Below are 25,618 nucleotides of genomic sequence, written 5' to 3' on the forward strand. Positions count from 1 at the left end.
TATAAAAATTGCAATTTGAATGCAGAATGATTGCAATTTGTACATATTGAATTGATTTCGAGCAATTTGATTTCTTTTAAGGCGGGTGGCCGGGAATGCTGTTTCTGTACCTCATCAAGTCTGTGTGAAAAGTTTTGGTTTTGCTAAATTCCTTGTGTTTTTTCTTGACATTTTGTGGTGATAATTTTCATCTTACTAAAAAATCGATTGGGAGTTTATCGTGAAAGTCGGCATTGTAGGACTAGGCTATCGTCTGGGTTATTTGGGTTTTGTCTTCAATGCACTTGATCCCGAGTTCGAGATTGTCGGCTATGTAGACCCTGCGCCTGCAGGTATGGCAGAGCTGGATGAGCATGGCATTTCGGCTGGCAAGCAATATGCGACGCCGGAAGAGCTGATCGCCAATGAGGCGTTCGATCTTCTGATGATCGGCTCGCCAAACCATATGCATCTTGATCATATTCGAGTGGGTCTTGAAGCTGGTCTTACGGTTTTCACCGAAAAGCCGATTGTTTCCTCGATTGAGCAGACTTACGCGCTGGCTGAGCTTCTTGCGAAACACGGTCAGGATCGTTTGCTGGTTGGTCTGGTGCTGCGCTATGCGCCGATGTATCGCGATCTGATGCAGGCCAAGACCGATGGTTTGCTCGGCAATATCGTTTCGGTTGAAGCCGCAGAACACATCTATCCATATCACGGCGCATTCTTCATGCGCGATTGGCGCCGCTATTCAAAGTGGTCGGGCAGCTTCCTTTTGGAGAAGTGCTGCCACGATCTCGATCTCTACAACAGCGTGATCGGCTCGCGTCCTGAGCGGGTTGCAAGTTTTGGTGGCCGCAAGACCTTCATTCCGGAAAATGATCCGCGTCGTGAAGGTATCAACGATATGTCGCTGTTCCATCGCAAGCCGACGGGCTGGGAAGGTTCCGACAAGGTTTTTGATTCCGATGGTGACATAATCGATTATCAGGTCGCGATCATTGAATATGCCAACGGCGTTGGCATGAACTTCCACACCAATCTGAACGCGCCGGACCAGTTCCGCCGTTTTGCGATTTTCGGAACGCGTGGTCAGGCCGAAGGCGATTTCATTCGCGGTTATTTCGATGTGCATGAAGTGCTGAACGAAAAGCGCACCATTCACAAGGAATATGCGACACGCACCGAGCTCTCTCAGCATTATGGTGCGGATGAAAAGATGGCGGAAGAAGTAATTGCCCATGTCATGCATGGCGGGCCACTTCCTGTTTCGCCACTTGATGCGATGGAAGCGGGCATTCTTGCCATGGCAATGGATGAGGCGCGTGAAAAGCGCACGGTCATCGATCTGCGTCCCGTCTGGGATCGCTTCGACGCAGCACTTCAGAAAGTTTGATCTGATACATGGGAATGCAACGCTCCAAAGTCATCTTTGCTTGGGTCATGCTTGCACCGGCACTCATCTATGTGCTGGCAATCGTCGCCTATCCGCTGATCGACACTTTCATCCTGTCCTTCACCGACGCATCGTTGCGCCGCACGACCAATTGGGTCGGCTGGGCTAACTACGACAAGATCGCCAATGCGCAGTTTATGGCTGTTATTGGCCGGACATTCGTCTGGACGTTCTTTTCGGTGCTGATGAAGATCACGATTGGCATGTTTGGAGCGGTGCTTCTCAATATGGCTTTGCCGGGGCGTGCCCTGTTCCGCCTGATGATCATGCCGCCGTGGATTGTACCAATGGCGATTGGTATTTTCATGTGGAGCTGGATGTATAACGGCCAGTTCGGCATGATTTCGGGGATGCTTCAGCGTTTTGGCCTTGTGGATGGTCCGGTTGCATTCCTCGCTTATGGCAATACTGCTTTCTGGGCGACAATCGTGACAGACGTCTGGATTGGCGTGCCGATGGTGACGCTCTATTTCCTTGCAGCCCTTCAGGCGATCCCAAAAGATCTCTATGAAGCCGCATGGACTGACGGCGCTGGTCGCATGTATCGCTTCCGCAGGGTGACGCTGCCGTTAATGCTGCCAGCCATCATCACCATGTCGATGCTCTCGACAATTGCGACATTCAACTCGTTCGACATCATCTGGATTTTGACACAGGGCGGCCCGAACGGTTCGACCACTACGATGATTATCGACACCTATCAGACGGCTATTGGCTCCAAGCGTTACGGTGAAGGTGCGGCGCGTGCGGTAACGATCTGCATATTCCTGTCGCTGTTCTGCCTTGCCTATTTTCGTGTCACGCGGCGCATCAGCCCCGAAAAGCTGGCCTAAAGGGGAAATCGTATGAGCCAACCGCAAAATACACCGCTTATCGACCGCTATACGTGGATTGAAAAAGTTGGCGCTTATGCAGGCATTGCGATCTTTATGATCTTCCTGCTCGCACCATTCTTTGAAGGGTTTCTGGTTTCATTGAAGCCGTTGAACCAGCTCTTCTCTTCGCCCTATCGGTTCTGGCCGGAAAATGGCAGTTTTGATGCCTATTTCTCGATGTGGAAGAGCGTGCCGCAATTCGGGCGCTATATTTTCAACTCGTTCTTTATCTCGTCAGTGGTCACGATCATTGTGCTGCTTCTCGTTGTGCCTGCGGCTTACGCCTTCTCGCGTTTTGAGTTTCGTGGGGCAGGGCTGATCCTTGGCGGCTTTCTTGCAATCAATATGTTTTCGGGTGCAGTTCTCCTGATTCCGCTGTTCCGCCTGATGCGCAGTTTTCAGCTTCTCAACACCTATGCCGCGATGATTGTGCCGGGTGTGGCATTCCTTATTCCAGCGGCTATCTGGCTGCTGCGCACTTACATGATGCGTATTCCGCGTGAGCTGAATGAAGCCGCCTATATGGATGGCGCAAGTCACTTCTACACACTGCGCCGCGTTATCCTGCCAATTGCAATGCCGGGCATTATCGTTGTGGCGATCACCACCTTTATTGGTGCCTATGCGCAGCAGTTTATCTTCGCGCTGACGTTCAATTCCAAGGCCGAATATATGCCGTTGCCGGTAGGCCTCTTTGCCTTCTTCGGCAAGCAGGAAGTCGTCTGGAATGAGCTGATGGCGGCGTCCTTTGTGGGCATCGCACCGGCGATGATCATCATCTTCTTACTACAGCGCTATCTGGTCGGAGGACTGACCGCAGGTGCTGTGAAGCAATAACAATCCGTCTAAACATCTATCATCATAAGGGAGTTTTCAGAGGTGACGACGATATTCAAAATGGGAGCTGCGGCGCTTGTTCTCGCAGGCAGCACGATGCTTGGCACGCTCGGTGCATCGGCAGCACAGCAGGAGATCTCGTGGATCTATTGCGGCGACAAGCTCGACAAGACGCATGACAAATATATTAAGGCCTGGGAAGAAAAGAACCCGGATTGGAAGATCGCTGTTGAAGTTGTCGGCTGGGCACAGTGCCAGGACAAGGCAACTACACTTGCAGCAGCAGGTACACCGCCAGCAATCGCTTATGTCGGTTCGCGCACGCTCAAGGAATTTGCTGACAACGACATGATCGTTTCGGTTCCGATGACGGACGAAGAAAAGGGCGCTTATTTCCCGCACGTGGTTGAAACCGTTACCTATGACGGTACCCAGTGGGGCGTTCCAATCGCGCTTTCGACAAAGGTTCTTTACTGGAACAAGGACCTGTTCAAGCAGGCTGGTCTTGATCCAGAACAGCCACCGCGCACATGGGCTGAAGAAATCGAATTCGCCAAGATCATCAAAGAAAAGACCGGCATTCCGGGCTATGGCCTGTCGGCTAAGACCTTTGACAACACTGTTCACCAGTTCCTGCATTGGGTTTACACCAATGACGGCAAGATCGTGAACGATAAGGGCGAAGTCGTCATCGACAACCCGCAGGTTCTCGCAGCACTCAATGCCTATAACGACATCAAGGCCTATTCTCAGGAAGGTCCAACCGCGTATGAGCAGAACGAAGTGCGCGCGATCTTCCTCGACGGTAAAGTCGGCATGATTCAGGGTGGTTCGGGTGCTGCGGTTCGTTTGCAGGATTCCAAGTTCAACTGGGGTATCGCAACGCTTCCAGTCGGTCCTGACGCAAAGGGTCCGGGTACGCTCGTCATCACTGACAGCCTTGCCGTGTTCAAGGATTCAGGCGTTGAGGAAAAGGCAGCTGAGTTTGCCAAGTACATCACGTCGCCTGCTATTCAGGAAGAGTATGAACTGGCAACTGATGAAGGCCTGACGCCAATGCGTCCGTCTCCAGCCGTTGATAAGGTTATGGTTGATATCCCTTACTGGCGTCCGCTGATCGAAGGCATTCAGTATGGTGGTGCAGAGCCGCTTTTCACTGATTGGCGCGGTTTCCAGAACGTCATGATCGCTATGGTTCAGTCCGTTGTCACAGGCGATGCAAAGCCTGAAGACGCGCTGAAGAAGGCTGATCAAGAGCTGAAGAACCTTAAATAAAACTGAGACTGAACCGCCCTGCCGGATCATTCAGCAGGGCGGTACTAAAACGAGTTTTCGGCCGCAGGAGAGCAGCGTGGGAAAATTATCCCTCAAGAATATTGTCAAGAGCTTCGGCCAGTTTGACGTCGTCAAGAACGTATCCCTTGAAGTGAACGAAGGCGAGTTCATGGTCTTTGTCGGACCATCGGGCTGTGGCAAGTCCACGCTTCTGCGCATGATCGCAGGCCTTGAGGATACGACGTCGGGCGATATCGTCATCGATGAGAAGCGCGTCAACGACCTGCCTCCGGTCAAGCGCGGCATCGCGATGGTGTTCCAGAGCTATGCGCTCTATCCGCATATGAGTGTTTTTGAGAATATCGCATTTCCATTGCGCGTAGAAGGTGCGGATAACGCGACCATCAAGCGCAAAGTGGAACATGCGGCCTCGATCCTGCATCTCGATCAGCGGCTTGAGCAGAAGCCCGGCATGTTGTCCGGTGGCCAGCGTCAGCGTGTAGCGATTGGCCGTGCGATTGTTCGTGAGCCGAAGATTTTCCTGTTCGATGAACCGCTTTCCAATCTTGATGCAGCGCTTCGTGCCGACATGCGTATCGAATTAACCAAGCTGCACAAGCAGCTCGGTGCAACCATGATCTATGTGACGCATGATCAGGTTGAAGCCATGACCATGGCTGATCGCATTGTGGTGCTTGAAGGTGGCAACATCTCGCAGGTTGGTACGCCGCTCGAGCTTTACAACAAGCCGCGTAACAGCTTTGTTGCAGGCTTTATCGGCAACCCGCGCATGAATATGCTGCCGGTTACTTTTGCCGGTTTTGAGAGCAACGGTTATGCGCGTGTTAAGCTCGGAAACAATGAACTAGTTTTGCCGGTTCTTTGCGAGGAAGCCGCGCGTCCAGACGTCGGCCAGACGCTCACGCTGGGCATTCGTCCTGAGCATGTTGCAATCGGTGACGGTGAAGTTGCAATCACTGTGCAGCCATCTGTTGTTGAGCGCCTTGGTCAGCAGACAATCGTTTACAGCACGCCAGAAGGCATGAGCGAGACATTCTGCATCATTACGCCGGGCACAGCGCCGATCTCTGGTGATGCTTCGATCAAGGCAAGTTTTGATGCGCAATCATGCCATTTGTTCGATCAGAATGGCATTGCCTTTACAAGACAGGGCGACTTCTCGAATTAAACTTCGAGCACCATTTGATGATAATAAAAAAGGGCGGAAATTCCGCCCTTTTTGTTTTATTTATTTAATGCGTACCGACTGCTTTGCCATAAACCCGGATGACGTTTCTGACGGCTTCGACCATCAGTGCATGCGGCGTGGCTTCAACTTTGCCGGATGCAACCGCTGGATAAAGCGTGCCGAGATACTGGCTGATCAGCGTTTCAGGAATTTTGCGACCTTCAAGGCGCTTGAGTAGGCCATTGACGGCTGCTGTGGCTTCCGGATGTGGCCAGTAATAGCGAATGCGGTCGCTATAGGAGAAATGGCGCTGGAGACGCAGCTCTTCCGCATCGCCATGATAATATTTCTCCCAGTTCTTTGGCTCGTTGAGAAGCAGCTTTTCAAGCTTGCCGCGAACGGTTTCTTCTTCCGGCAGTTTGTCGAGGAAGGCTGCAATCTGATCAAGGCCGTAGAGTGCTTCTCGCAGTGCAAACGTTAGGCCGGGTCCGACTTTCAGAATGGCAAAACCATCATGAACCAGCGCCGACAGCGCCTCAACCGGCTGATAGTCGGTCGAATGGGCTTCGAAGACAAACTGCGGGACCTCGTTGAGAACACCGCTTAAAGCGGTCGCTTTGTTGCTATCGTAATAGACAACGTTTTCATTGCCGAATTCCACGCCCGGTTGAACCACAACGCCAATGGCACGGGAGAATGCATCCTCCAAGCCAAGGGCTGCAAAAGCCTTGCGGTGAATGGCAATGGTTTCAAGTGCTGCATCTGGCTTGGTCAGTTCCAGATCTTCGATTTCTTCCATCGCACCGCCGGGGATCGGAACTTCCGTACCGACAATATAAACAGGCAGATCAAAGCCGGATTCAGCGGCTGCTTTTTCAGCAACCTTGGCAAGACGTGCTGCACGTTCCGCGGTCACAGCATCGGGGAGTGCTACCGGTTCACCGGCACAGCCCATGGATGTGTCGAGGTGGATTTTGGTGAAGCCTGCACGCACAAAGCCATCCATCATCACTTCGGACTTGGCCATGGCTTCTTCAGCAGACAAATGCTTCCACGGATTTGGTCCGAGGTGATCGCCACCCAGAATAAGGTGCTTGGTATCAAAGCCGAGACGCGCTGCAATCTCTTCGACAAAACGACGGAAATCAGCCGGTGTCATGCCGGTATAGCCGCCATCCTGATTGACCTGATTGCAGGTGGCTTCGATCAGAACGTCGGTCTTGGTTGCAATGCCTTCAAGAAGTGCTGCTTCGATAACCAGAGGATGTGCCGAGCAGATCGAGGTGATGCCTCCGCGCGCACCGCTTGCATAACGGGCGGGAAGTTTGCTCAAGGTCTGAGTGCTGCTCATGACGGGACTCCATTTTTGGCGATGAACGCGTTGATTTCATCCATCGTTGATGTGCCTTCCATAGGGCCTTTGACGCCAACGGCGCGCGCGCCTGTCGCGTTGGCTATCGTCAATGCTTCCTTTGGTGCGAGACCGCGCAACCAACAGGTGACAAAGGCCGCGCCAAAACTGTCACCTGCGCCAGTCGGATCGATCTCATCGACTTTGAATGCGGGTGCTGTGACTTCGCCAGACTGGTCGAAGTAGCTTGCACCTTCAGCGCCACGCTTAATGACGATTGCCTTGATGCCACGAGCGAGCAATTCTTCAATAGCTGCCTTTTCTTCCGCCGCCTTGGTGAAGAGGAAAATTTCAGGCCCACTTGGCATGAACAAATCGGTATGTTCAAGCGCATGGACGAGTGCCTCACGCATGCCGGGAAGATCGAGCATTTCCTTGCGAATATTCGGGTCAAATGAGACCGTGCCGCCTTTCGCTTTGATGCGCAGCGTTGCTTCGTGGATGGCCTCGACAATGCCATCAGAAAAGAGTGCAGAACCCATAATATGCAGATGGTCAGCAGTCTCGATTAGCCTTTCTGCTTCAGGTGTCATCCCAATTGCGCTGCATGCACTGTGCTTAATATTGAAGATGAAATCGCGATTACCATCCGGGCGATAGCGCACGAATGCGCTGCCGGTGGCCGCGGTTGGATGCACACTGATTGCCGAAACATCCACGCCGTCTTTTTGCAAACGTTCGATATTGAGCGCGCCAAAGTCGTCGTTGCCAACGGCACTGACCATGCCGCAAGGCTGGCCCATCTTCGCTGCCTGATCAATAAAGATCGCCGGTGCGCCGGACGCAAAAGGGCCAATCAGCGGAATGGCGCTTTTGAAGCCATTGCCTGTTTCGATAGCCATGATCTCAACGACGATTTCGCCGATTGTGATGATCTTTTTCATGCGATGCACCAAGTTATGTTCTGACGGATTTTGAGCGGACATCGAGCCAAACGGCGACGAGAATGACAACGCCCTTGACAATGAGCTGATAGAAATACGGCACCGACAGCATGTTCATGCCGTTGTTGATAACGCCGATAATCAATGCGCCAAGGATTGTACCGACCATGGTTCCGACACCACCGGCAAGCGATGTGCCACCCAGAACAACGGCTGCAATAGCGTCGAGTTCGTAGCCCATGCCTGCATTGGTTTGTGCTGAAGACAAACGCGATGACAGCAGAATGCCACTGATTGCAGCCATGACGCCTGAAAGCATGAAGACGATGATCTTAATGCGATCTACGCGAATACCGGAATAAACCGCCGCTTCCTTGTTGCCGCCTGCGAGATAAATGCGGCGGCCAAAAACTGTTTTGGACAACAGAATATAATTGACGAGAAACAGAACGCCGACGATCCAGATGATGATTGGCAGGCCGAGCCAGCTTTCTGAACCGATTGCCAGCCAGGTTTCGTTCTCGATAATTTCCGGCGCGCCATTGGTTGGCAGGCTGACCATGCCACGGTAGATTCCCATCGTGGCGACTGTCACAATGAAGGACGGAAGCATGAGTTTCGCCGAGAGCACACCATTCAGCCCGCCCATAATCGCACCGGCGGCCAGTGTGAAGATGACGGTCGGCGCAAAGCCGAAGCCCATGGAAAATGCCTGTGCCGCCACCATGCCAGCAACTGCAATGATAGAGCCGATGGAAAGATCGATTTCACCAAGCAGGATCACATAGGTCATGCCGTAGGCCGCAACCGCAATCACAGCAACCTGCTGCATGATGTTCATGAAGTTGTTGAATGCAAGGAAGCGCGGGTTCAGCACTGCAAAAACAATGCAGAGAACGGCCAGCGAAATGACAATGCCGCCATATTGACGGATCATCGGAGAGGAGAAAAGCGAACGACGAACTTCTGCGTCTGCGGCTTTTTTCTGAATGTCTTGTGCGTTGCTCATTGATGCATTCCTGCTGCGTAGCTCATGACGGTTTCTGGTGTGAGGCCATCTGCGTCGAGTGTTGCGGCGACATGCTTGGAATGCATGACGACAACGCGATCACTTAGACCCAGAACTTCTGGCAACTCGGACGAAACCATCAGGATCGCCGCACCATGGGCGGCAAGTTCACGGATGATGCGATAGATTTCAAACTTTGCGCCCACATCGACGCCACGGGTTGGCTCATCAAGGATGAGCACTTTTGGCTTCATCTGAAGCCATTTTGCCAGAACGATTTTCTGCTGATTACCGCCGCTGAGAGAGCCAGCAATCGTGTCAAGCGATGCGGTCTTGATCGCCAGTCGCAGCACTTCGGCTTTAGCGCTGGCGCGTTCAGCCGACGAGCGCATCATGCCAAACGGTCCGGCAAGCTGTCCCAGAGCAACCATATTGATGTTGCGCTCGACGCTCTGCGGCAGAACGAGGCCTTCTTCCTTGCGGTTCTCGGTCACAAAAGCGATGCCGTGAGCAATCGCCTGTGTCGGAGACGCGAGGGTGATGGATTGGCCGTCGAGTTTGATGTCGCCGGTCGGATGCAGCATGCCAAAGAGCGCTTTCATCACATCCGAGCGGCCAGAGCCGACAAGGCCAAACAAACCAAGCACTTCGCCGGGCTTTACATCAATCGAAACATCGTGGAATTTTCCGGGAACCGAAAGGTTCTTTGTTTCCAGAATGGCTGGGACGATTGCCGACGGACGAGGGGCCTCGCGCGGAGGGTAAATGTCGTTCATCTCACGACCGACCATCAAAGCGATCAGCTTTTCAATGCTGGTCTGGCTTCTTTCAGTCGTCGTTACATATTCACCATCGCGCACGACCGTAATGTCGTCGGACAGGCGCATGATTTCTTCCATGCGGTGCGAAATGTAGATGACTGCTGTGCCGCGTGCTTTCAGACGTTCAATGATGGCAAAAAGAATCTCGGCTTCGCTGTCAGAAAGCGATGATGTCGGCTCGTCTAAAATGACGACGTCAGCGGGTTGGCTAAGGCCCTTGGCGATTTCAACCAGCTGGCGCTGCGCAATCGACAAATCGCCGACTTTGGCGCGTGCATCAACGGGCAGGCCAAGTTCTGCAATGAGCTTGCTGGCTTCGGCGTTGAGCTCCCGTTCGCGGATAAAACCAAAGCGGCTTGGCTCATTATTGGCCAGAATGTTCTCGGCAACCGATAGGTTGCGGGATAGGCTCAATTCCTGAAACACGATTGAAATGCCGCTGCTGCGTGCGTCTCGTGGGCTCTTGGGCCCGTAAGGCGCACCTTTGAGCACAATCGAGCCTGATGTTGGCTTAAAGACACCGGCAAGGATTTTCATCAGAGTGGATTTGCCAGCACCGTTTTCGCCGAGCAATGTGTGCACACGCCCACGGCGAACAGTCAGGTTCATGCGTTTGAGTGCAACAACAGGGCCAAAGGTTTTGGCAACATTGCTGATCTCAAGCACAACGTCCTGATTGGTTTTGGTCGCAGAATTGATAGCGGTCATCGGAAGTCTCCGCTCTCCATAAGAGGTCTGTATTTAATACGCTTGAAAATGCGTAAGCTACAGCCTTGTATCGATAATGTGCTGCGGCGGCACTGACGCGTGGTGATCGTCGTGCCGCCGCGCACTAAAGAGAAACGACGACTGGGAGGAGATGCCGTCGTTTCACGCGGTTTTACTTGGTTTCGCCGTCCTTGGTGACAACACCCGGCACGATTGGCTGCTTTGCAGGAACCTCTTCACCCTTGATCACTTTGACTGCGGTTTCAACGGCAACCTTACCCATTTCATCAGGATACTGCGCAATCACGCCGACCATAATCGGGTCGTTCTTAACTGCGTTGCGGGCTTCTTCCATGCCATCAAAGCCGATAACCTTGACCTGATTTTCGAGCTTTGCAGCTTTTACAGCGGAAGCTGCGGCCAGCGCTGCATCATCACCAAATCCGAAGATGCCGACGATATCAGGATTGGCCTGAATGATGTTCTGAGCAGCAGCAAGCGCTTCTGAACGCGTGATGCCTGGCTGGATAGAAACAATCTTGATGTCAGGATGGTTTGCGATGGCCTTCTTGAAGCCTTCGACGCGATCAACAACGGACTGAACCGTCGGGTATTCGATGACCGCAACATTACCCTTGTCGCCAATGGACTTTGCCATCAGCTCGCCAGCCTTTTCGCCGCCGGCAAAGTTGTCGGTGCCAACAAAGGAAGTCACATCGATATTGTTGGCTGGAACGTCAACGGTGATGACCTTGATGCCAGCTTTCTGAGCTTTCGTGATAGCCGAGCGAACACCCTTGCTGTCAACCGGCGAGATGATGATGACATCAACGCCTTTGGTGATGAAGTCTTCAACGTCAGCAAGCTGCTTGCTGAGATCCTGATTGGCGATGGACACTTCGAGCGGTACATTTTCTGCCTGCGCTTCCTTCTTCATCGCTTCTGCGAGCGAGATGTAGAAAGGATGCTGCTGGGTGAGAAGCGATGCGCCAATGCCTTCAGCGGAAGCAACGCCTGCCATCATGGCAAGAGCTACGCCAGAAAAAAGAATACGACCAAGCGATTTACGAAACATAATTTCCTCCGAGTAGAACCGGCATCTGCCGGGCCGTCCTTCTGATTAGGGACACATAAACATTTCCTGCTGGGCTCAAGATCGTTGCCAATCTCAAAACCTCCCGGAAGAGCAGGTTCCTTCCTAAGCCCGTCTTAGGGCCTTTATTAGACATGATAGAGCCTGTTCGATGAGTCAATATAAAATTTATCACGTGTAAAAATTATAACGATTTAAAGTGGCTGTTTTAACGCAATATGAGGTCTATTTTACATTGTAAATCAAGGATACTGCGCATATCGGCGCAAATTAGAGTTGCGTCTGATAAAAAATAATTTTACGCATAGAAAGTAATTGGCCCGTCTAGAGATGCTCGTGACACGGGATGGGAGGAGCGGCAATGGCCGACAACAAAATCAGGACAATGGAAGAATTCGCTGTCGCAAGCGGCTTATCGCGTCCGACTGTTTCGAAATATTTCGATAATCCTGAAAGTGTTAAGCCATCGACGCGGGCGCGTATTGAGAAGGCGCTGAAAGACCACAATTATCAGCCCAATATTTTTGCTGTGAGCATGAACCGCAAAAAGCCCAAGAATATTGGCGTGATTGTTCCACATATTTCCGATCCATTTTACGCCGAAATCATTCGCCAGATTGAAATGCGCTGTCTGGCTGAGGGCTATTGGACGATTGTTCTATCTTCTCATGGCGATCGTAAGCTTGAAGCGCGCGCCATGCGAACGCTCATGTCGCTCAATATATCGGGTGTGCTGATGGCGCCGCTTGGCTTTGAAACTGATGCCAAGCTTCTTTCAAGCCTCTCGGATTCTATGCCAGTCGTTTTTCTGGATAGCCGTATTAGTGATGACCAGCCTTTTGTTGGGACGGATAATCGCCAGAGCATTGGCAATATTGTCGAATATCTCTGCCGCACGGGTGAACATCCTTGTTTCATGGAGATGCCCGCCGTTAATCAGAATGCGATAGAGCGCCGGGCTGCTTACATCTCCACAATGGAACATCTGGGCATCGAGCCGATTGTCCTGCCGATGACGTCTAAGAAATGGAACTTTGAAGAGCTGGGTTACGAGGAAGCAGGGCGCATTCTAGATCGGGGTGGTTTTCCGACGCGCACTGTCTTGTGTGCCAATGACCGTATCGCTTTTGGTGTGATTTCAGCGGCATATGAGCGGCGACGTCACGTTGGGCGGGAAGAGGGCTGCGATTTCCGCGTGGCAGGTCATGACGATCATCCGCTCAGCCGATTCACGTGTCCGCCATTAACAACGGTTGCGCAAAACTATCAAAGTATTGCGCGATTGGGGCTGGATATGCTGTTCTCTCGTATCAATTCTCAAGAAACAGGACGCGTTGTGAAAGACGAAGTGCGTCGGCTTGATACTCATCTTATTATAAGAGGTTCGGCGTAATACTTATGCGGTTGAAAACCGTCTAGATTTCGGACGGTTTTTTCAGACATGACACTACAATCGAAAAATATATATTTGGTACGAACAATTGAGAGTACCCCTTGACCCGTCGCGAAGTCTCTGCCAGCTTGCGGCAAATAGGGGGCTACCATGAAGCGATTTATTCCAATCACTGTAGGCATCTGCGCGGTTGCATTGGTCGCCGCATGTACGACAGATGACACCCCCAAAGGAAACAGTTCGGCAAATATCGCGACTGTTCCGCAGCAAGCAGCCGCACCCAAGCTCATCGATAGCTACACCGCTCATATCAGCGAGAAGGATAAGGTGGATCATAAGGGTGTTAAGCTGACAGATGCAAAATCAATCATATTGCAAGATCGTAAGAATTATTACGATTTCAACCAACGAGATAAGGGCGACACTCCGAGCAAATTATTTGCAGCCAAAGAAGATAGGTGGGGCGAAGGCAAGCCAATTTCGGAAATGAAATGGGAACCTGTTTCTTCGCGGCATCCTGAAAAGGGCTATCAATGGAAAATGCGGCGAGGGGTTGAATATGAGATCATCAAGGGTAATCCCGATTTGACAATCCAGGTTTACAATGACGGCAATATTCACGTTGATCAGATACACCCCTATTAGCTGTTGCGGACCCAGATAATAGGCTGGCGCAAATCGACACCACTCGCTTTTCGTTAGCGGTGTAGGCTTACTGGCACTTAATCGTGACGTGACTCGGCTTTCTCGTAAGCTTCAAAAAGCGCGGAAACGAGAACACCATTGATCCGCATGCCTGTTAGATCTGCATCCTTTATGTTGGAGTCCACCAGTGTAACGCCGCTGAGGGTCAAGCCCGTCATATTGGCGTTAGTGATGTTGACGCCGGTCATATTGACGTCATTGAACTGCACTCCCGCAAGATTTACATCGTCAAACTCTGCATAGCTGAGATTAACATCATTGAATTTCGCTTTGCTCAAAACGGCATAAAATCTTGCCTCGGTTAGGTTTACGCCGTCAAAATTTGCGCCGGACATATCTGCGCGATGAAAGTGCTGGCCCTGCATTTGAGGTCCGTCGAATGGGTTGTTTTTTGGCGTGTCGCTCATGTTGGGTTCTTTCCCCCTATTTGTTTCATCAACGCATGTAGCTTGCACCATAGTGGATGATTATCAAAGGCGAACATAAGCGACATTATAATAAGTGCAGGAACTACGGTTGCGTGCCCTAGCTCCCGCTTTTTTATTAATAGCGCCGACGAATAAATATACCGGCCAGTACTGATATTGTGACAGTGACGGTTAGCAGAACGAAGGCAAGGGCAGCGCCGAGTGGCCAGTTTGCTTTGTTCAGTATCTCAGTCACGATCATTGGAGCCATCATTCGGAACGATGGGCCGCCAAGAAGGACTGGCGTGGCGTATGCATTCATTGTCAAAATAAATGACAAAACTGACGCCGCAAGAAGACCCGGCATGATTTGTGGCATACGAACGAGCATAAAGCTTTGAAAAGGCGATGCACCGAGGCTTGCAGCGGCATAATCGATGTTCTCATCCAGTCCTTCGAAAACGCTTTGTAATGTGAGGACGACATAAGGAAGATTGACGGCCGTTATGCCAATAAAGACAGCAGTTGGTGTTTGCATGATCGTTAGCGGCGTAGAAATGATGCCGATTTTCATAAGGAGAAAATTCAGCACTCCTGTCTGACCAAACGCGACCATCCAGCCCGCAGCGCGGACCGCGTTCGAAATGAACAGTGGCAGGATAATTGCCATGAGAAGTATGGTTTTGAGACTACCGTTCTGTCGTGAAATCCAATTGGCAAGCGGTAGGCTGAGTATGATGCAGACTGCGGTAACAGAGCCTGCCATGAGCAAGGTCGTCCCCATGCCTTTTAGATAGTATGTGTCGGTAAAGAATGTTGCAAAGTTTGCTAGTGTAAAGCCTTGCACCATAAATTCGCCGGGCACGAAATCGTTAAAGCTGTAACGCAACAGATAAAGCAGCGGCAAGGCCATGAATACAAGGACCAGCCCTGTCGCAGGCATGAGAAGTGCAGCGGCGGAAATTGATGTTTTTTGCATGGCTATACCGGTAAAGCTGGAGCTGAACCTGTCTGGCTTAGCCAGACAGGTCGTTGCGATAATCAGGCTTTGAACTCTTTGTTCCACCAGTTTTGCAGGTCGGCATCTGCCTTCGCGACATATTCAAGATCAGGCAGCACGAATTGTTCACGCTGCGCCGCAGTATAATCAACGGCTGATGCGAGTTCGGCAGGTAATGCCACCTCAGCATTGGTTGGCGCATAGCCCATCTGCTCGGCAAAAGCTGTTTGCGGCGCTTGTTCAAGCATGGCGTTCAAATACTGATATGCAGCTTGCTTGTTGGGTGCGTTCTTAGGCACTGTCATGTCGGAGAGGTAGAGTCCGATGCCTTCTTTTGGAATAGCAATTTCGATGTCGATACCTGCATTCTTCCACATGTAGCCGCGCGCATTCCACATGATGCACATGACGATTTCGCCGGACTTCAATGCCTGCGCAAGAGCCTCATTGGTAGGATAGATCTTCACACCCTGCTTTTTCAGCTCCAATAGCTTGGCTTTGCCGGGTTCGTAGTCCGAAGCACCGCCGCCAGCAATCATCGCAGCTGATTCAATTGTCGTCTGATATTGAAGATCAATGACGCCAACGCGACCAGCATATTTCGGATCCCACAAGTCGGCATAGGATGTGGGCGCTGGGCTTACCTGCTTTGGATTATAAAGAATAACCCGACCCGTATAGATGTGCGGGATGGAGTAGTTGGTGCGAATGAACGGAAGAACCTTGCTCAGGTTTGGAACTTTGGTTTCATCCAGCTCTTCAATAATTCCGTTCTGGAACATTTCAAAGCTTCCCTGACGGGTGAGACACGCAATATCCATAGATCCGCGTGGCAAACGCCGCTCTGCCAGAAGCTTTGCTTTGCGCACTGTATCTGTTGCAGGGTCATAAATGACCTGCATACCGCTGCCCTTTAGATTGCCATCAGCGATGTTGATTTGTTGTAGGTTTTGGTAATCACCACCCCAGGTGCCAACGACGGCTCGACCTGACGCTTTGGCGAATGAAGGCAACATTGTTGAAGCCAAAAGGCTGCCGGAAAGGATTCCAAAAGTGCGTCTGCTTATTTTAGTCATGCTAGTTCCCCTTTTGATCGTTGATGAAGCATTCCCGGAGGTCTGTCGCCTCGTTCGTGAATGAATGATCAGAGCGTGTCGCGGTTAATTGGATCCACTGCGCTCGCTCTATCTTTTTGCTTTTGCGCATGTCGTCTTCGGATAGAAGCGGGATAAGAAATCAGTCCAGTGAATTGATTTCCCCGGGAAGGCGGTTCCCACTTTTCCGCGACATGCTTTAAAGCAGCACGACGTCCTCTGGCGCGATGCTCATTGTGATTGAATTTTCAAGAGCAAGATCGATGCCCGCCTCATTGAGTTCCCGTGGAGATGCAACGGCTGTCAGATGCTGTCCGTCCGTCAGCATCAGATCAATCTCGACCATGCCGCCCAAGAACACATGCTTTTTGATGATAGCTGTTTGATTGTTTTGAGCAGAAGGCAGAGGCGCTTTGCTCAACCGCAGAGCTTCGGGTCGGATAAGCACTTCAGATGCTGTCTTAGAGCTTTGTGCTGCCTGAAAATGAACACCGCCTTCAGTCGTAAAACGCCCATTTTCGACCGCTTTTCCGGATAGGAAATTTGCACGCCCAATAAAATCGGCAACAAAGCGGTTTGCAGGCTGCTTATATAATTGCTCCGCATTGCCGATCTGTTCAATCAGCCCTGAACGCATGAGTACCAATCGATCACCAACCGACATGGCTTCTTCCTGATCATGGGTGACCATGATTGTTGTGATGCCAAGTGACTTCTGTAGGCTGCGAAGCTCATCACGCACTTGCAAGCGCAGACGTGCATCGAGATTAGATAGCGGCTCATCGAGAAGCAGCATATCGGGCCGAATTGCGATAGCGCGGGCAATGGCAACACGCTGTTGTTGCCCGCCGGATAGCTGCTTTGGCAGGCGCTCCATCAGGTGTGCAAGATCAACGAGTTCAAGAGCGTGTTTAACGCGGCTTTTCAGCTCTGGTTCTGCCACTTTCCTGCGGCGCAGACCAAAGGCAACATTCTCAAAAATGCTCAGATGCGGGAAAAGCGCATAGTTCTGAAATACCAGACCAATATTGCGACGATGCGGCGGTTCAAACGTAATGTCTCTGTTTCCAAGGCGCATAGTTCCCTCATCAGGTTCGATGAAGCCAGCCAACATGCGCAATGTTGTGGTTTTTCCGCACCCGGATGGCCCTAAGAAAATGAGAAACTCACCCTCATGAACATCAAGCGTCATGTCGGATACAGCTTTGAAAGCCCCGTAGGTTTTGGTCAGTCCCTGAATTTGAACGTCAGCCATCAGACCATCCTCGAAATATTCACAAAGCGATTGGAAATCATCAGCATTAGCGCCACGAAAAGCACTTGCAGTACGGAAACGGCGGCGATAGTTGGATCAATCTTCCATTCCAGATATTGCATCATCGCAACCGGAAGTGTGACCTGTCCGGGACCAGAGAGGAAAATAGAGACCTCAAGATTGCCGAAGCTGACAACGAACGAAAATACAGCAGCGGCAAATATTCCCGGTTTTATAAGCGGTAGTGTCACCAGCCACACAACGGTTGATGGTTTGGTACCGAGCGAAGCAGCAGCTTCCTCAACCGACATATTCACACCTTCAAGCGAAGCCAGAAGCAGGCGGATACACCATGGGATTGTCAACAAGACATGCCCTGCCACGAAAACACCAGTTGAGCCGACAATAGGCGCACCAGATGCTATCTCGATTTCAACAACCGTTACATAGAGCGCTGCACCGATAACAATTGCTGGCACCGTGAGAGGTGACATCAAGAGTTGGATCAAGGCACTTCGACCACGGAAGTTCCGCCTTACAATCACCATTGCCGCAGGGACTGAGACCAGTAGACCAGCAATCATCGCGAAGCTTGCAACCGCGATGGAAAGCAGAAAGCCGCTCAGAAACTGGGGCTGACGAAAAGCTTCCGAAAACCAGTGGAGTGAGTAGCCTTCAACCGGCAATGACAGTATCTCGTTCGAGATGACAGAAAGCCAGAACACAAGCACAAGGGGCAGAAGCATCAGCACAAGGCTGAATGCTATCATCGTCGCTGCTCCCAATCGTCCTAGGCGTTCTGTAAGAGAATTGCCTCGGACCATTCGACCTACTCCGCCAGGGTGTTCTTATGAAAGACGCCGCCCTTCATGATGGCAGTTAAGCACTCATCATGTCTTTCAAGTGTGGTGATGTCTTCGAGTGGATTGCCATCAACAATCAAAAGATCAGCATAGGCGCCCGGCATGATGACACCGATTTCATCTTCCATGCCGCATAGTTTCGCCGAAACGCGTGTTGCTGAATGCAGGACTTCGCGGTTGGTCAAAACGCTCGCACGTAATGAAAATTCCATCGACTGATATTTATGAAGCTGCCCAAGCAAATCTGACCCAAATGCCATTGGCAGGCCCGCGTCACGCATGATTGCCAGCGACTCCAGTCCGCCACGGCGTACTGTATCAATTTTGGATTGGGAGTCTGCGCTTAAACCGAAACTTGCACCTTCCATAGCCAGCCCTTCATATGCAACGAGTGTTGGGCAAGCAATTGCACCGGCTTCGGCAGCAAGTCGTGCAGTCTCAGGAGTGATAAGATTACAATGTTCTAACGACTTAACACCGCATTCGACAGCACGGCGAATAGAGGCGTCGGAGTATGTGTGTGCCGCAACATAAAGACCGTAATTTTCGGCCTCTTCAACGATGGCGCAAATTTCTTCGCGCGAGTATTGTAATACGTGAATAGGATCATTGGGCGAAGCGACGCCACCATTTGCCATGATTTTGATGAATTGAGCACCATTCTTGATTTCTTCGCGTGCAGCGCGACGCACTTCATCTACGCCATCGGCAATGCGCCCCAAACTTCCCAAGCGGGCTTCATGCAATGGGCGATTGTCGTAACGCTTACGGTAGTCGCCATGGCCGACGGTTTGGCTCAATGCTTTGCCACAAATAACGAGGCGAGGGGCTTCAACAGTTCCCTCATCGACAGCAAGCTTTAAGCCGAGATCGGCGCCAGCCAAATCGCGCAGAGTTGTGAACCCGCGCATCAGCATATTGCGCATGATTTTGGCGCTGCGCAAAGCAATGAGGGATGTTGGCAAAGCGGCATTTTCAGCGAGGTCGACCAGAGTCGCAGCTACGTGTACGTGTGCATCAACAAGGCCTGGCATCAATGTGCGGCCAGCAAGGTCAATCCTCTGAGCATCAGGAGCATCAATGCGCTGGTCGCTAACCGCAACGATGCGGTCGCCTTCGACTAGCACTTCTAGTCCGGCTTTGAGGGTGCCATTGTCGACATCAAGGACATGGCCGCCGAAAAACACAAAACTTGTCATAGTTCATTCCCCATTATGCGCCAGTTTCAGCGCTTGTATACAGTAAGTATATTAGCAACATCCTTGCATGGGGATTTTGGTTTGTCTACATAAAAACAGGTCAGTTTGTTTTTATGTTGAAAACTCACCTATAGCACTGTTTTAATTTATATTTATGTCGATCCCAATCATTGGCCTTGTTGATTTTAGGTGCAGTTCGCTTAATATCGAGGCATAAATTTAACTGTCGTCACCTGTAGAGACCACGCCATATGAATCGCTCCATAAAGCCGATCAAGGGTCAGAATTCGGCGCTATCAAGTAGAAAAACGCAAGCCGAACGCTCTTCATCGACCCGTTCACGCGTTTGCCAGGCAACACTTGAAGCGCTTGCTGAGGTTGGGCATGGGCTGATCTCGACCGCAATGATCGCGCAAAAAGCAAAAGTTTCGCGCGGTGCACTGACGCATCAGTTTCCTTCGCGTAATGATCTTCTCGTGGCAGCTCTGCGACAGCTTCATGAAGACTGGGAGGTAGCTGATCCGTTCGGAGCCGATCCGAATGAAACCCAATATACGCTGCCTGAATTGACAGAAGCTCTATGGTTGACGATTTTCTCGGACACTCGTTACATCGCTGCCATCGAACTGATGCTGGCAGCACGCTTGGACAATGAGCTTGGTCAGCGATTACGCGATGAGATGAAGCGATGGGTCGATATACGTGATGTGCGCATATCGCTGTTAGTGGGGTTCGAGCCTGACAATGAAACACATACCCTAAAGCTGCATCTCATTTTGTCAGTCCTGCGTGGTATAGCGGTTCATCAGAGCTTTGACCCGGAAATCGCTACTGGTCGAAAATTGGTCGATCTTTGGAAGCAAATTTTAAAAGGGATAATGGAGGAACCCAACTGATTTTGCGTGCAGCGTAAATTGCAATATGCACTCTTGTTATAATTTCAGCAATGCTTCGGCGGCGTCACCATCGATGATACGGCCGTTGATTATGCCACTTTTAAGAAGCGCTTGAGCGGCCTCAGCCTTTTCTTGTCCGGCGCTGATAGAGCATACTGATACCGTGCGAGCAATTTCCATTGCGCGCGCGACTGAGCGTTGGGAGATCAGAACTTTGCTGTCTTTCGCAGAATTAACGATAAACGGAACGTGAAGAAAAAAGCGTATGGTAAGTCGGCATTTTTCCTAATGTTTAATTCCAGTTAGCTGTTTATAAAGAAAGAGTGCGCCTCGAAATTTCATATTGGTAAGTTTTTCATTCTGCATTGAACGAGCATCTGGAGGTCCGTGAACGCGCTTAAGCGCATGACCTATATGAAGTCAAATAAGGCAATCAACGCTGGGAATGTCCAACACGATTTGATAGAATGGGGCCTTTAATCGAAAAGATTGGAGCTTTCTATCGCCGGGCACCAGATGTGGGATGCAGCATTAAATACCACATGATTGCAATTCAAATGATGATCGGGATTGACACTCGGTTCCAGAAACAGGAGACGTTGCATACAATTCTGGTACCGAGGGCATGCGTGTGAATGCACATCGCGATGTGGCAATTTATATAAAATCACTTCAAGGTGGAGGCGCGGAGCGCTCGACTGTTAACTTGGCAAACGCTATCGCTGAATCTGGCACACCCGTTGACTTATTAGTCAACGATGAGGATGGTGTTTTTACCAAGCAACTTTCACCCCTGGTTCGCTTAATAAAGCTGGAGAAGGCATCGCTTTGGAAAACTATCTGGTTGCTGCGCAAGCAGCCCAAAGAAATATTGTTCCTGATAAGTTTGTGGTTGATGCCAAGGTCTCCAAAACCGGCAGAGATTGTACCAAATCTCGCAAGTTACCTTTCAAAAAATGAACCTAAAGTTCTGTTGACCGCGCTTGATTATGGAAACGTCGCAGCGGTTGTGGCTAGATCGGTGGCTAAAGTAAGAACGCGAGTAGTCTTAGGGCAACGCAATCAGCTCAGTGAGGGGTTGAATCGGGGATCAGCTTGGCGGCGGCGATTGACCGTACCAACGTTACGGCATTTCTTCACCCAAGCAGACGCCATTATCAGTGTATCGATAGGTGTTGCCTACGACCTTAAACGTACACTGCAAATTCCACCTGATCGTGTTCATGCTATTTACAACGCTGTTTACAACGCGACTATTGAAGAGCAATCAAAAGAAGATTTAAGCCATCCTTGGTTCGATGATAAAACGGTCCCTGTCATTGTTGCCGCTGGCAAATTGAGGCCACAGAAGGATTATCCAAATCTACTTGAAGCTTTTGCCAAAGTGCTTGAGCGCCGGGAAGCACGCTTAATGATATTAGGGCAAGGGCCTTTATTGAGCGACCTCCAAAATTTGGCTAAGCAATTGAAGATTGACAAGTCTGTTTCTTTTGAAGGGTTCGTAGACAACCCGTTTAAATATTTTTCTAAAGCTTCACTCTTTGTGCTTTCTTCGCGCTATGAGGGCTTGCCGGGAGTATTAATTCAAGCCCTAGCTTGCGGATGCCCTGTCGTTTCGACCAATTGCCCGAGTGGTCCAGAAGAGATATTGTTGAATGGCGAGGTAGGAAAACTAGTTCCGGTCGCAGATAGTGATGCACTAAGTGATGCTATAATTTGCGAGCTCGATATTGATCATGATCGCGAAGCGCTAAAATCACGGGCTAAATTTTTTTCTGAAGGCAATGCTGTAAATGCCTATTTGAAGGTCTTATTGGACTCAGATTAGATCGATAATCAATTGCCGCAAACCTTTCTTATCTTTTAGAGCAATGGGGTAATGTGACCTGTGGTGCATGACGTGCCTCTTTATAGAGGATAGTCACGCCTGCCGTTAACATCGGCACTTTTACGTGTGAGTGACTGAAATTGGTTCGCGACTTCTGCCCGCAACTGGGGTGCATTGCATTGTTAAGTTTAAACCTAACTGGCTGCTTTGCGCAGGGCCTTTTTATGCCTAAAGGTGCCGGGAGACGCATATCTGGAGATAGATGAGGGCAGCGTCTCCCGTTTGCAGAACGCATAAAACAACGTCTGCGAGGGACGGAAGGCATTATGGGCGGGTGCCTTCCTCGGGGTGACGTGTATGTCGATCCGGGTAAATCAACGTCAAACCCACGCGCAACTTACTCAGCATCCAGATCATCGCAACCGCAGATTTGTAATGATTTGTTTCTCTGGGTCTCTAAAACAAAAGCTCTAAGGTGGGTGCGCTGAACTTTTGCCGAAAGCAAACACGGTGAATATGCACCTTGGCGATACCTCCCATTTGACTGAGGTACCGATTAAAATTCATAACAGTAGCGGCTAAACAGAAGTAACCTGGATCCAGTCGTCCGCAAAGATAACGTCACCTGTAAAATCCACTAATTTGTGTAGAGGGAAAGGCTTGCTAGTCTTCTGTAATATGAGTTGAACGATCATATCGGCTATTGCCGTCACATCTCTCTGGTTGAAATAAAAGCGTGCACCTTTTGATGTGTTTCCGAGATTAGTCTTATCACTATAACTGAACATTTTGATGGTTATTGCGCTTTCGGTCGCTTTCAAACACTGAATATATTCGAACTCTCCATAGAATGTCCTCCCGAGAAAACGAATGGCAAAGACATGGTGACCAAGTTCGTCGGTTCCGCGTATGCTGCCACAAAACTGTGCTTGCCCCTGAGGAAAATCAACCCATTCAAATTTGTCTGACATGGAAACCTCAAATGCCATGAAGATAGCTTGTTACGAATTGATTGTAGGAGTGATAGGCTTATCACGCCAATCCAATTCGAAGAAAGGTCCTTGGTCAGCATTCGCGTTGTGGTGTTTTGCGGGATCATGGTCTGGAATAATATTTAGCGCCTATCCAGAAAATATTTAATTAGCGCATCGCTATACAAATGCACGTCTCAATCAGGTTCTTGCAGTGCTGGCATAGGACAAGAAAAGAAAAAAAGCCGCCAGACTGGAGAAAGGTGGCTGTTGTATTGATTAGAAAGCGAATTAGAACTTGTAAGCAACCCCAAGGCGGATGTCGTTTGTCTTGAATTTATTAGGTACAATATTCGAGATGCTGGAAATCGAAGTCTTTACGATAGAAATCTGTATAGCGGTACTCAAAGTGCACAATCACATTGTCTGTTACGGCGTAGTTAACGCCCGCTCCAATCGTCCAGCCTGTGACGGTCTCCTTATCAGAAAAAGTTCTGTTGAGAGTGGTAATGCTATATATGTTCAGTACCGACCGAAAGCTACGTCGCACGCGATGTATGGCAAAAAGCGGTCAACTGCGCAGCGCGCACGAACTCGCGCTGCACCTGACCCTTGCAACTCTGTTTAGAATTCTTCTGACTGGTTGGTATTGTGCTTCTTCAGATCGTTATATGTAACGTCAATATCGGCACCGAGGACAATGTTGTTTTCAAGCGCAAGATTGTAGCCAGCATAAATACCGCCAAGACGGTAAATCAACTTTACTTAATTTGATTGCGGGTCTGGGGGATATATCTGGTGGTGAGTTGAAGTTTGTTGATGCAATCGTTAACGAGTTGGCGCCTTCGGAACGCAACATCGCGATGCTATTTCAGGACTATGCGCTCTATCCGCATATGAGTGTGGAAGATAATATGGCCTTCGGCCTCAAGATGCGTGGTTCCAATGACAACGACGTCTCATCTCGCATTGGAACCGTAGCGGAGACGCTTAAAATTGGCGAGTTTCTCGAACGACGCCCAGCGCAGCTTTCCGGTGGACAACGCCAACCCATCGCGATGCGGCTCGAAATCGCGAAGTTGCATGGAAAGATTAAAGCGACCACTGTTTATGTCACGCATGATCAAATTGAGGCTATGACTCTTGCTGATCGCATTGTGGTTATGAATAAGGGCAATGTTGAACAGATTGGCAGCCCGACTATGAATGCACTTCCTACTGAGGTTCTATAGCATCGTGGAGAAGAGCTGGTGCTGTCATGCATAGGCAGGAATATTTTACTTCCACCCCACGCTAGCCCCCTAAGTGTTCGAGGTCATATTACACTTGGTGTCCGGCCTGAAGATCTCTCTAGCTGTTCTGCACAGGAAGCATAGTTTAGCGGTGAACCTGCGGTGGTTGAAAGACTCGGTAGCCAGATGTTTGGCTACATCGAAATCGGTCAGCCCAAAATGCTCACTGTTGAATTTCCGCGCGACATTGAGGTTGAGCTCGGACAACAAGTACATATCAAAGGCGATGAAAGCCGCGTGCATGTGTTTGATCGGAAAACAGGCAAGAGGATTTAGATCTTTTTGTTGGTGGTTTGGCCTGTAAAAAGCGAGATGATGAAATATGGTAGAATGTAATTTTCACCATATGTGACGCTTTTTGGATCAACTTTGTTCTGTCATTCTCTTAGGTCAGGGCTCATTACTTTCCGAGCTAAAAGATGAGGGCAGTCGCAAGATCTATTGCTGCTCGGAACACGGCCGGGCAGCGATCATAACGTGTGGCAATTCTTCTCCAGTTTTTCAGTCTACCAAACATGATGTATCTGCGCTTGTTATACTTGATAGCCTTCTTACGGTTTTACGCCCCGGGATGCTCGGGTTTATATCATTGTCTTTTAAACGTTTTCTGATCCATCCAGCATCTTATCCTCTGTCGGCAAAAAGCCAATCGACCTTTGGTAACGTTTCAATTCGGGTTGCGGCTCCGGTATAGTCGCTTATTTGTCCCGCCGTCATGTGCAGCCTGATGGGCGCCCCTATGTATCAGTGACGGCGTACAGTCTGGTATTCATGCCACCCCTCGTCCAGCCGATCAGGCGTCCACTATCCCTTTTTTAACGGTAGGCTTGAAGCCGTGCGGTGCGCTTTCAGATAGGTTGCATCCATCATGACAGTCTTCACGACCGGCGATTTGGAAGACTGGCTCTTCAGAATCTAAGCCGATAATCCCTTGTGACATCAACGGTCCCAGCGATTATAGAGCGTTTTACAGAGGCCGTATTCCGGAGGGGGCATCACACCACTGTAACCCATTGCGAAGACTTAATATAATGTCACTTAAACCCGCTTGACATCAACGCGTGGACGTCCATGGCTTTTGGGAAAGAATGGGCGCAGGCGTGACATTTGCCCCTCGCTCAGCAGGTAAAAAATACTCATCGATCAGTCTCCTAAGACGCAGCTCAATGAGATCAACA

24 protein-coding genes and 2 pseudogenes are annotated in these 25,618 nt (G+C 50.2%); 11 read left to right on the plus strand and 15 right to left on the minus strand.

Annotated features, from left to right (window positions below):
- Positions 1-220: 220 nt before the first annotated feature.
- From J2782_RS21175 to J2782_RS21195, 5 genes are all read left to right on the plus strand, one after another.
- A complete protein-coding gene (locus J2782_RS21175; RefSeq protein ID WP_310016030.1) occupies positions 221-1,375 on the plus strand; it encodes a Gfo/Idh/MocA family protein in 1,155 nt (384 codons plus the stop codon).
- An 8-nt stretch (positions 1,376-1,383) separates the two neighbouring features.
- Entirely contained in the window at positions 1,384-2,268 is an 885-nt protein-coding gene (locus J2782_RS21180; protein ID WP_310016031.1) for a carbohydrate ABC transporter permease, read from the plus strand.
- Between the two features lie 12 nt (positions 2,269-2,280).
- On the plus strand, positions 2,281-3,147 hold the full coding sequence (locus J2782_RS21185; RefSeq protein WP_310016032.1) for a carbohydrate ABC transporter permease: 867 nt from the start codon (positions 2,281-2,283) through the stop codon (positions 3,145-3,147).
- 60 nt (positions 3,148-3,207) lie between these two features.
- Entirely contained in the window at positions 3,208-4,422 is a 1,215-nt protein-coding gene (locus J2782_RS21190; protein WP_310016069.1) for an ABC transporter substrate-binding protein, read from the plus strand.
- 76 nt (positions 4,423-4,498) lie between these two features.
- Positions 4,499-5,611 (plus strand): ABC transporter ATP-binding protein, encoded by a 1,113-nt coding sequence (locus J2782_RS21195; protein ID WP_310016033.1) that lies wholly within the window; start codon positions 4,499-4,501, stop codon positions 5,609-5,611.
- Positions 5,612-5,675: 64 nt separating this feature from the next.
- Here J2782_RS21195 and J2782_RS21200 read toward each other — a convergent pair whose 3' ends face one another.
- The 5 genes from J2782_RS21200 to J2782_RS21220 all read right to left on the minus strand — a co-directional run bounded on the left by J2782_RS21200 (position 5,676) and on the right by J2782_RS21220 (position 11,519).
- Positions 5,676-6,962, minus strand: a complete 1,287-nt coding sequence (locus tag J2782_RS21200; RefSeq protein WP_310016034.1) for a D-tagatose-bisphosphate aldolase, class II, non-catalytic subunit — start codon at positions 6,960-6,962, stop codon at positions 5,676-5,678.
- Positions 6,959-7,906, minus strand: a complete 948-nt coding sequence (locus tag J2782_RS21205; RefSeq protein ID WP_310016035.1) for a tagatose kinase — start codon at positions 7,904-7,906, stop codon at positions 6,959-6,961. The genes J2782_RS21200 and J2782_RS21205 overlap by 4 nt, the downstream gene beginning before the upstream one ends.
- Positions 7,907-7,919: 13 nt before the next feature.
- On the minus strand, positions 7,920-8,843 hold the full coding sequence (locus J2782_RS21210; protein ID WP_310016070.1) for an ABC transporter permease: 924 nt from the start codon (positions 8,841-8,843) through the stop codon (positions 7,920-7,922).
- Between the two features lie 68 nt (positions 8,844-8,911).
- Positions 8,912-10,444: a sugar ABC transporter ATP-binding protein gene (locus J2782_RS21215; RefSeq protein ID WP_310016036.1), complete on the minus strand. Its 1,533-nt coding sequence runs from the start codon at positions 10,442-10,444 to the stop codon at positions 8,912-8,914.
- Positions 10,445-10,616: 172 nt separating this feature from the next.
- Positions 10,617-11,519 (minus strand): substrate-binding domain-containing protein, encoded by a 903-nt coding sequence (locus J2782_RS21220; protein ID WP_310016037.1) that lies wholly within the window; start codon positions 11,517-11,519, stop codon positions 10,617-10,619.
- Positions 11,520-11,898: 379 nt separating this feature from the next.
- On the opposite strand from J2782_RS21220, the gene J2782_RS21225 reads away from it, so the two are divergent.
- Together J2782_RS21225 and J2782_RS21230 are read left to right on the plus strand one after the other, a co-directional pair.
- Positions 11,899-12,930 carry a LacI family DNA-binding transcriptional regulator gene (locus J2782_RS21225; RefSeq protein ID WP_310016038.1) on the plus strand — a complete coding sequence of 344 codons (1,032 nt, stop codon included), beginning with the start codon at positions 11,899-11,901 and terminating at the stop codon, positions 12,928-12,930.
- A gap of 150 nt (positions 12,931-13,080) precedes the next feature.
- Complete coding sequence (locus tag J2782_RS21230) at positions 13,081-13,575, plus strand: hypothetical protein (protein WP_310016039.1); 495 nt, start codon at positions 13,081-13,083, stop codon at positions 13,573-13,575.
- A gap of 77 nt (positions 13,576-13,652) precedes the next feature.
- Here the strand turns inward: J2782_RS21230 and J2782_RS21235 are convergent, their stop codons facing one another.
- The 6 genes from J2782_RS21235 to J2782_RS21260 all read right to left on the minus strand — a co-directional run bounded on the left by J2782_RS21235 (position 13,653) and on the right by J2782_RS21260 (position 19,453).
- Positions 13,653-14,042, minus strand: a complete 390-nt coding sequence (locus tag J2782_RS21235) for a pentapeptide repeat-containing protein (protein WP_310016040.1) — start codon at positions 14,040-14,042, stop codon at positions 13,653-13,655.
- 136 nt (positions 14,043-14,178) lie between these two features.
- Positions 14,179-15,021: an ABC transporter permease gene (locus J2782_RS21240; protein WP_310016041.1), complete on the minus strand. Its 843-nt coding sequence runs from the start codon at positions 15,019-15,021 to the stop codon at positions 14,179-14,181.
- 62 nt (positions 15,022-15,083) lie between these two features.
- Positions 15,084-16,118, minus strand: a complete 1,035-nt coding sequence (locus tag J2782_RS21245; protein ID WP_310016042.1) for an ABC transporter substrate-binding protein — start codon at positions 16,116-16,118, stop codon at positions 15,084-15,086.
- 217 nt (positions 16,119-16,335) lie between these two features.
- A complete protein-coding gene (locus J2782_RS21250) occupies positions 16,336-17,391 on the minus strand; it encodes an ABC transporter ATP-binding protein (protein WP_310016043.1) in 1,056 nt (351 codons plus the stop codon).
- Positions 17,391-18,161, minus strand: coding sequence for an ABC transporter permease (locus J2782_RS21255; RefSeq protein WP_310016044.1), 771 nt, complete (start codon positions 18,159-18,161; stop codon positions 17,391-17,393). Before J2782_RS21255 ends, J2782_RS21250 begins: the two co-directional genes overlap by 1 nt.
- A gap of 59 nt (positions 18,162-18,220) precedes the next feature.
- Positions 18,221-19,453, minus strand: a complete 1,233-nt coding sequence (locus J2782_RS21260) for a metal-dependent hydrolase family protein (RefSeq protein WP_310016045.1) — start codon at positions 19,451-19,453, stop codon at positions 18,221-18,223.
- Between the two features lie 251 nt (positions 19,454-19,704).
- On the opposite strand from J2782_RS21260, the gene J2782_RS21265 reads away from it, so the two are divergent.
- The gene (locus J2782_RS21265; protein ID WP_310016046.1) at positions 19,705-20,349 is read left to right on the plus strand and encodes a TetR/AcrR family transcriptional regulator; all 645 of its coding nucleotides are present in this window, start codon (positions 19,705-19,707) and stop codon (positions 20,347-20,349) included.
- A gap of 625 nt (positions 20,350-20,974) precedes the next feature.
- Entirely contained in the window at positions 20,975-22,177 is a 1,203-nt protein-coding gene (locus tag J2782_RS21270; protein ID WP_310016047.1) for a glycosyltransferase, read from the plus strand.
- A gap of 578 nt (positions 22,178-22,755) precedes the next feature.
- Here the strand turns inward: J2782_RS21270 and J2782_RS21275 are convergent.
- The 3 genes from J2782_RS21275 to J2782_RS21280 all read right to left on the minus strand — a co-directional run bounded on the left by J2782_RS21275 (position 22,756) and on the right by J2782_RS21280 (position 23,907).
- On the minus strand, positions 22,756-23,148 hold the full coding sequence (locus tag J2782_RS21275) for a hypothetical protein (RefSeq protein WP_310016048.1): 393 nt from the start codon (positions 23,146-23,148) through the stop codon (positions 22,756-22,758).
- 340 nt (positions 23,149-23,488) lie between these two features.
- On the minus strand, positions 23,489-23,698 hold the full coding sequence (locus J2782_RS22940) for an outer membrane protein (protein WP_404989697.1): 210 nt from the start codon (positions 23,696-23,698) through the stop codon (positions 23,489-23,491).
- Positions 23,699-23,772: 74 nt separating this feature from the next.
- Complete coding sequence (locus J2782_RS21280) at positions 23,773-23,907, minus strand: hypothetical protein (RefSeq protein WP_310016049.1); 135 nt, start codon at positions 23,905-23,907, stop codon at positions 23,773-23,775.
- On the opposite strand from J2782_RS21280, the pseudogene J2782_RS21285 reads away from it, so the two are divergent.
- A pseudogene (locus J2782_RS21285) lies at positions 23,898-24,347 on the plus strand (ABC transporter ATP-binding protein); the annotation flags it as partial. The gene J2782_RS21280 and the pseudogene J2782_RS21285 overlap by 10 nt on opposite strands.
- Before the next feature lie 195 nt (positions 24,348-24,542).
- Entirely contained in the window at positions 24,543-24,716 is a 174-nt protein-coding gene (locus J2782_RS21290; protein ID WP_310016051.1) for a hypothetical protein, read from the plus strand.
- A gap of 136 nt (positions 24,717-24,852) precedes the next feature.
- On the opposite strand, the pseudogene J2782_RS21295 reads toward J2782_RS21290, so the two are convergent.
- Positions 24,853-25,580, minus strand: a pseudogene (locus J2782_RS21295) (IS5 family transposase).
- Positions 25,581-25,618: the final 38 nt, after the last annotated feature.

Source organism: Brucella pseudogrignonensis (assembly GCF_031454375.1).
Classification (GTDB): domain Bacteria; phylum Pseudomonadota; class Alphaproteobacteria; order Rhizobiales; family Rhizobiaceae; genus Brucella; species Brucella pseudogrignonensis_A.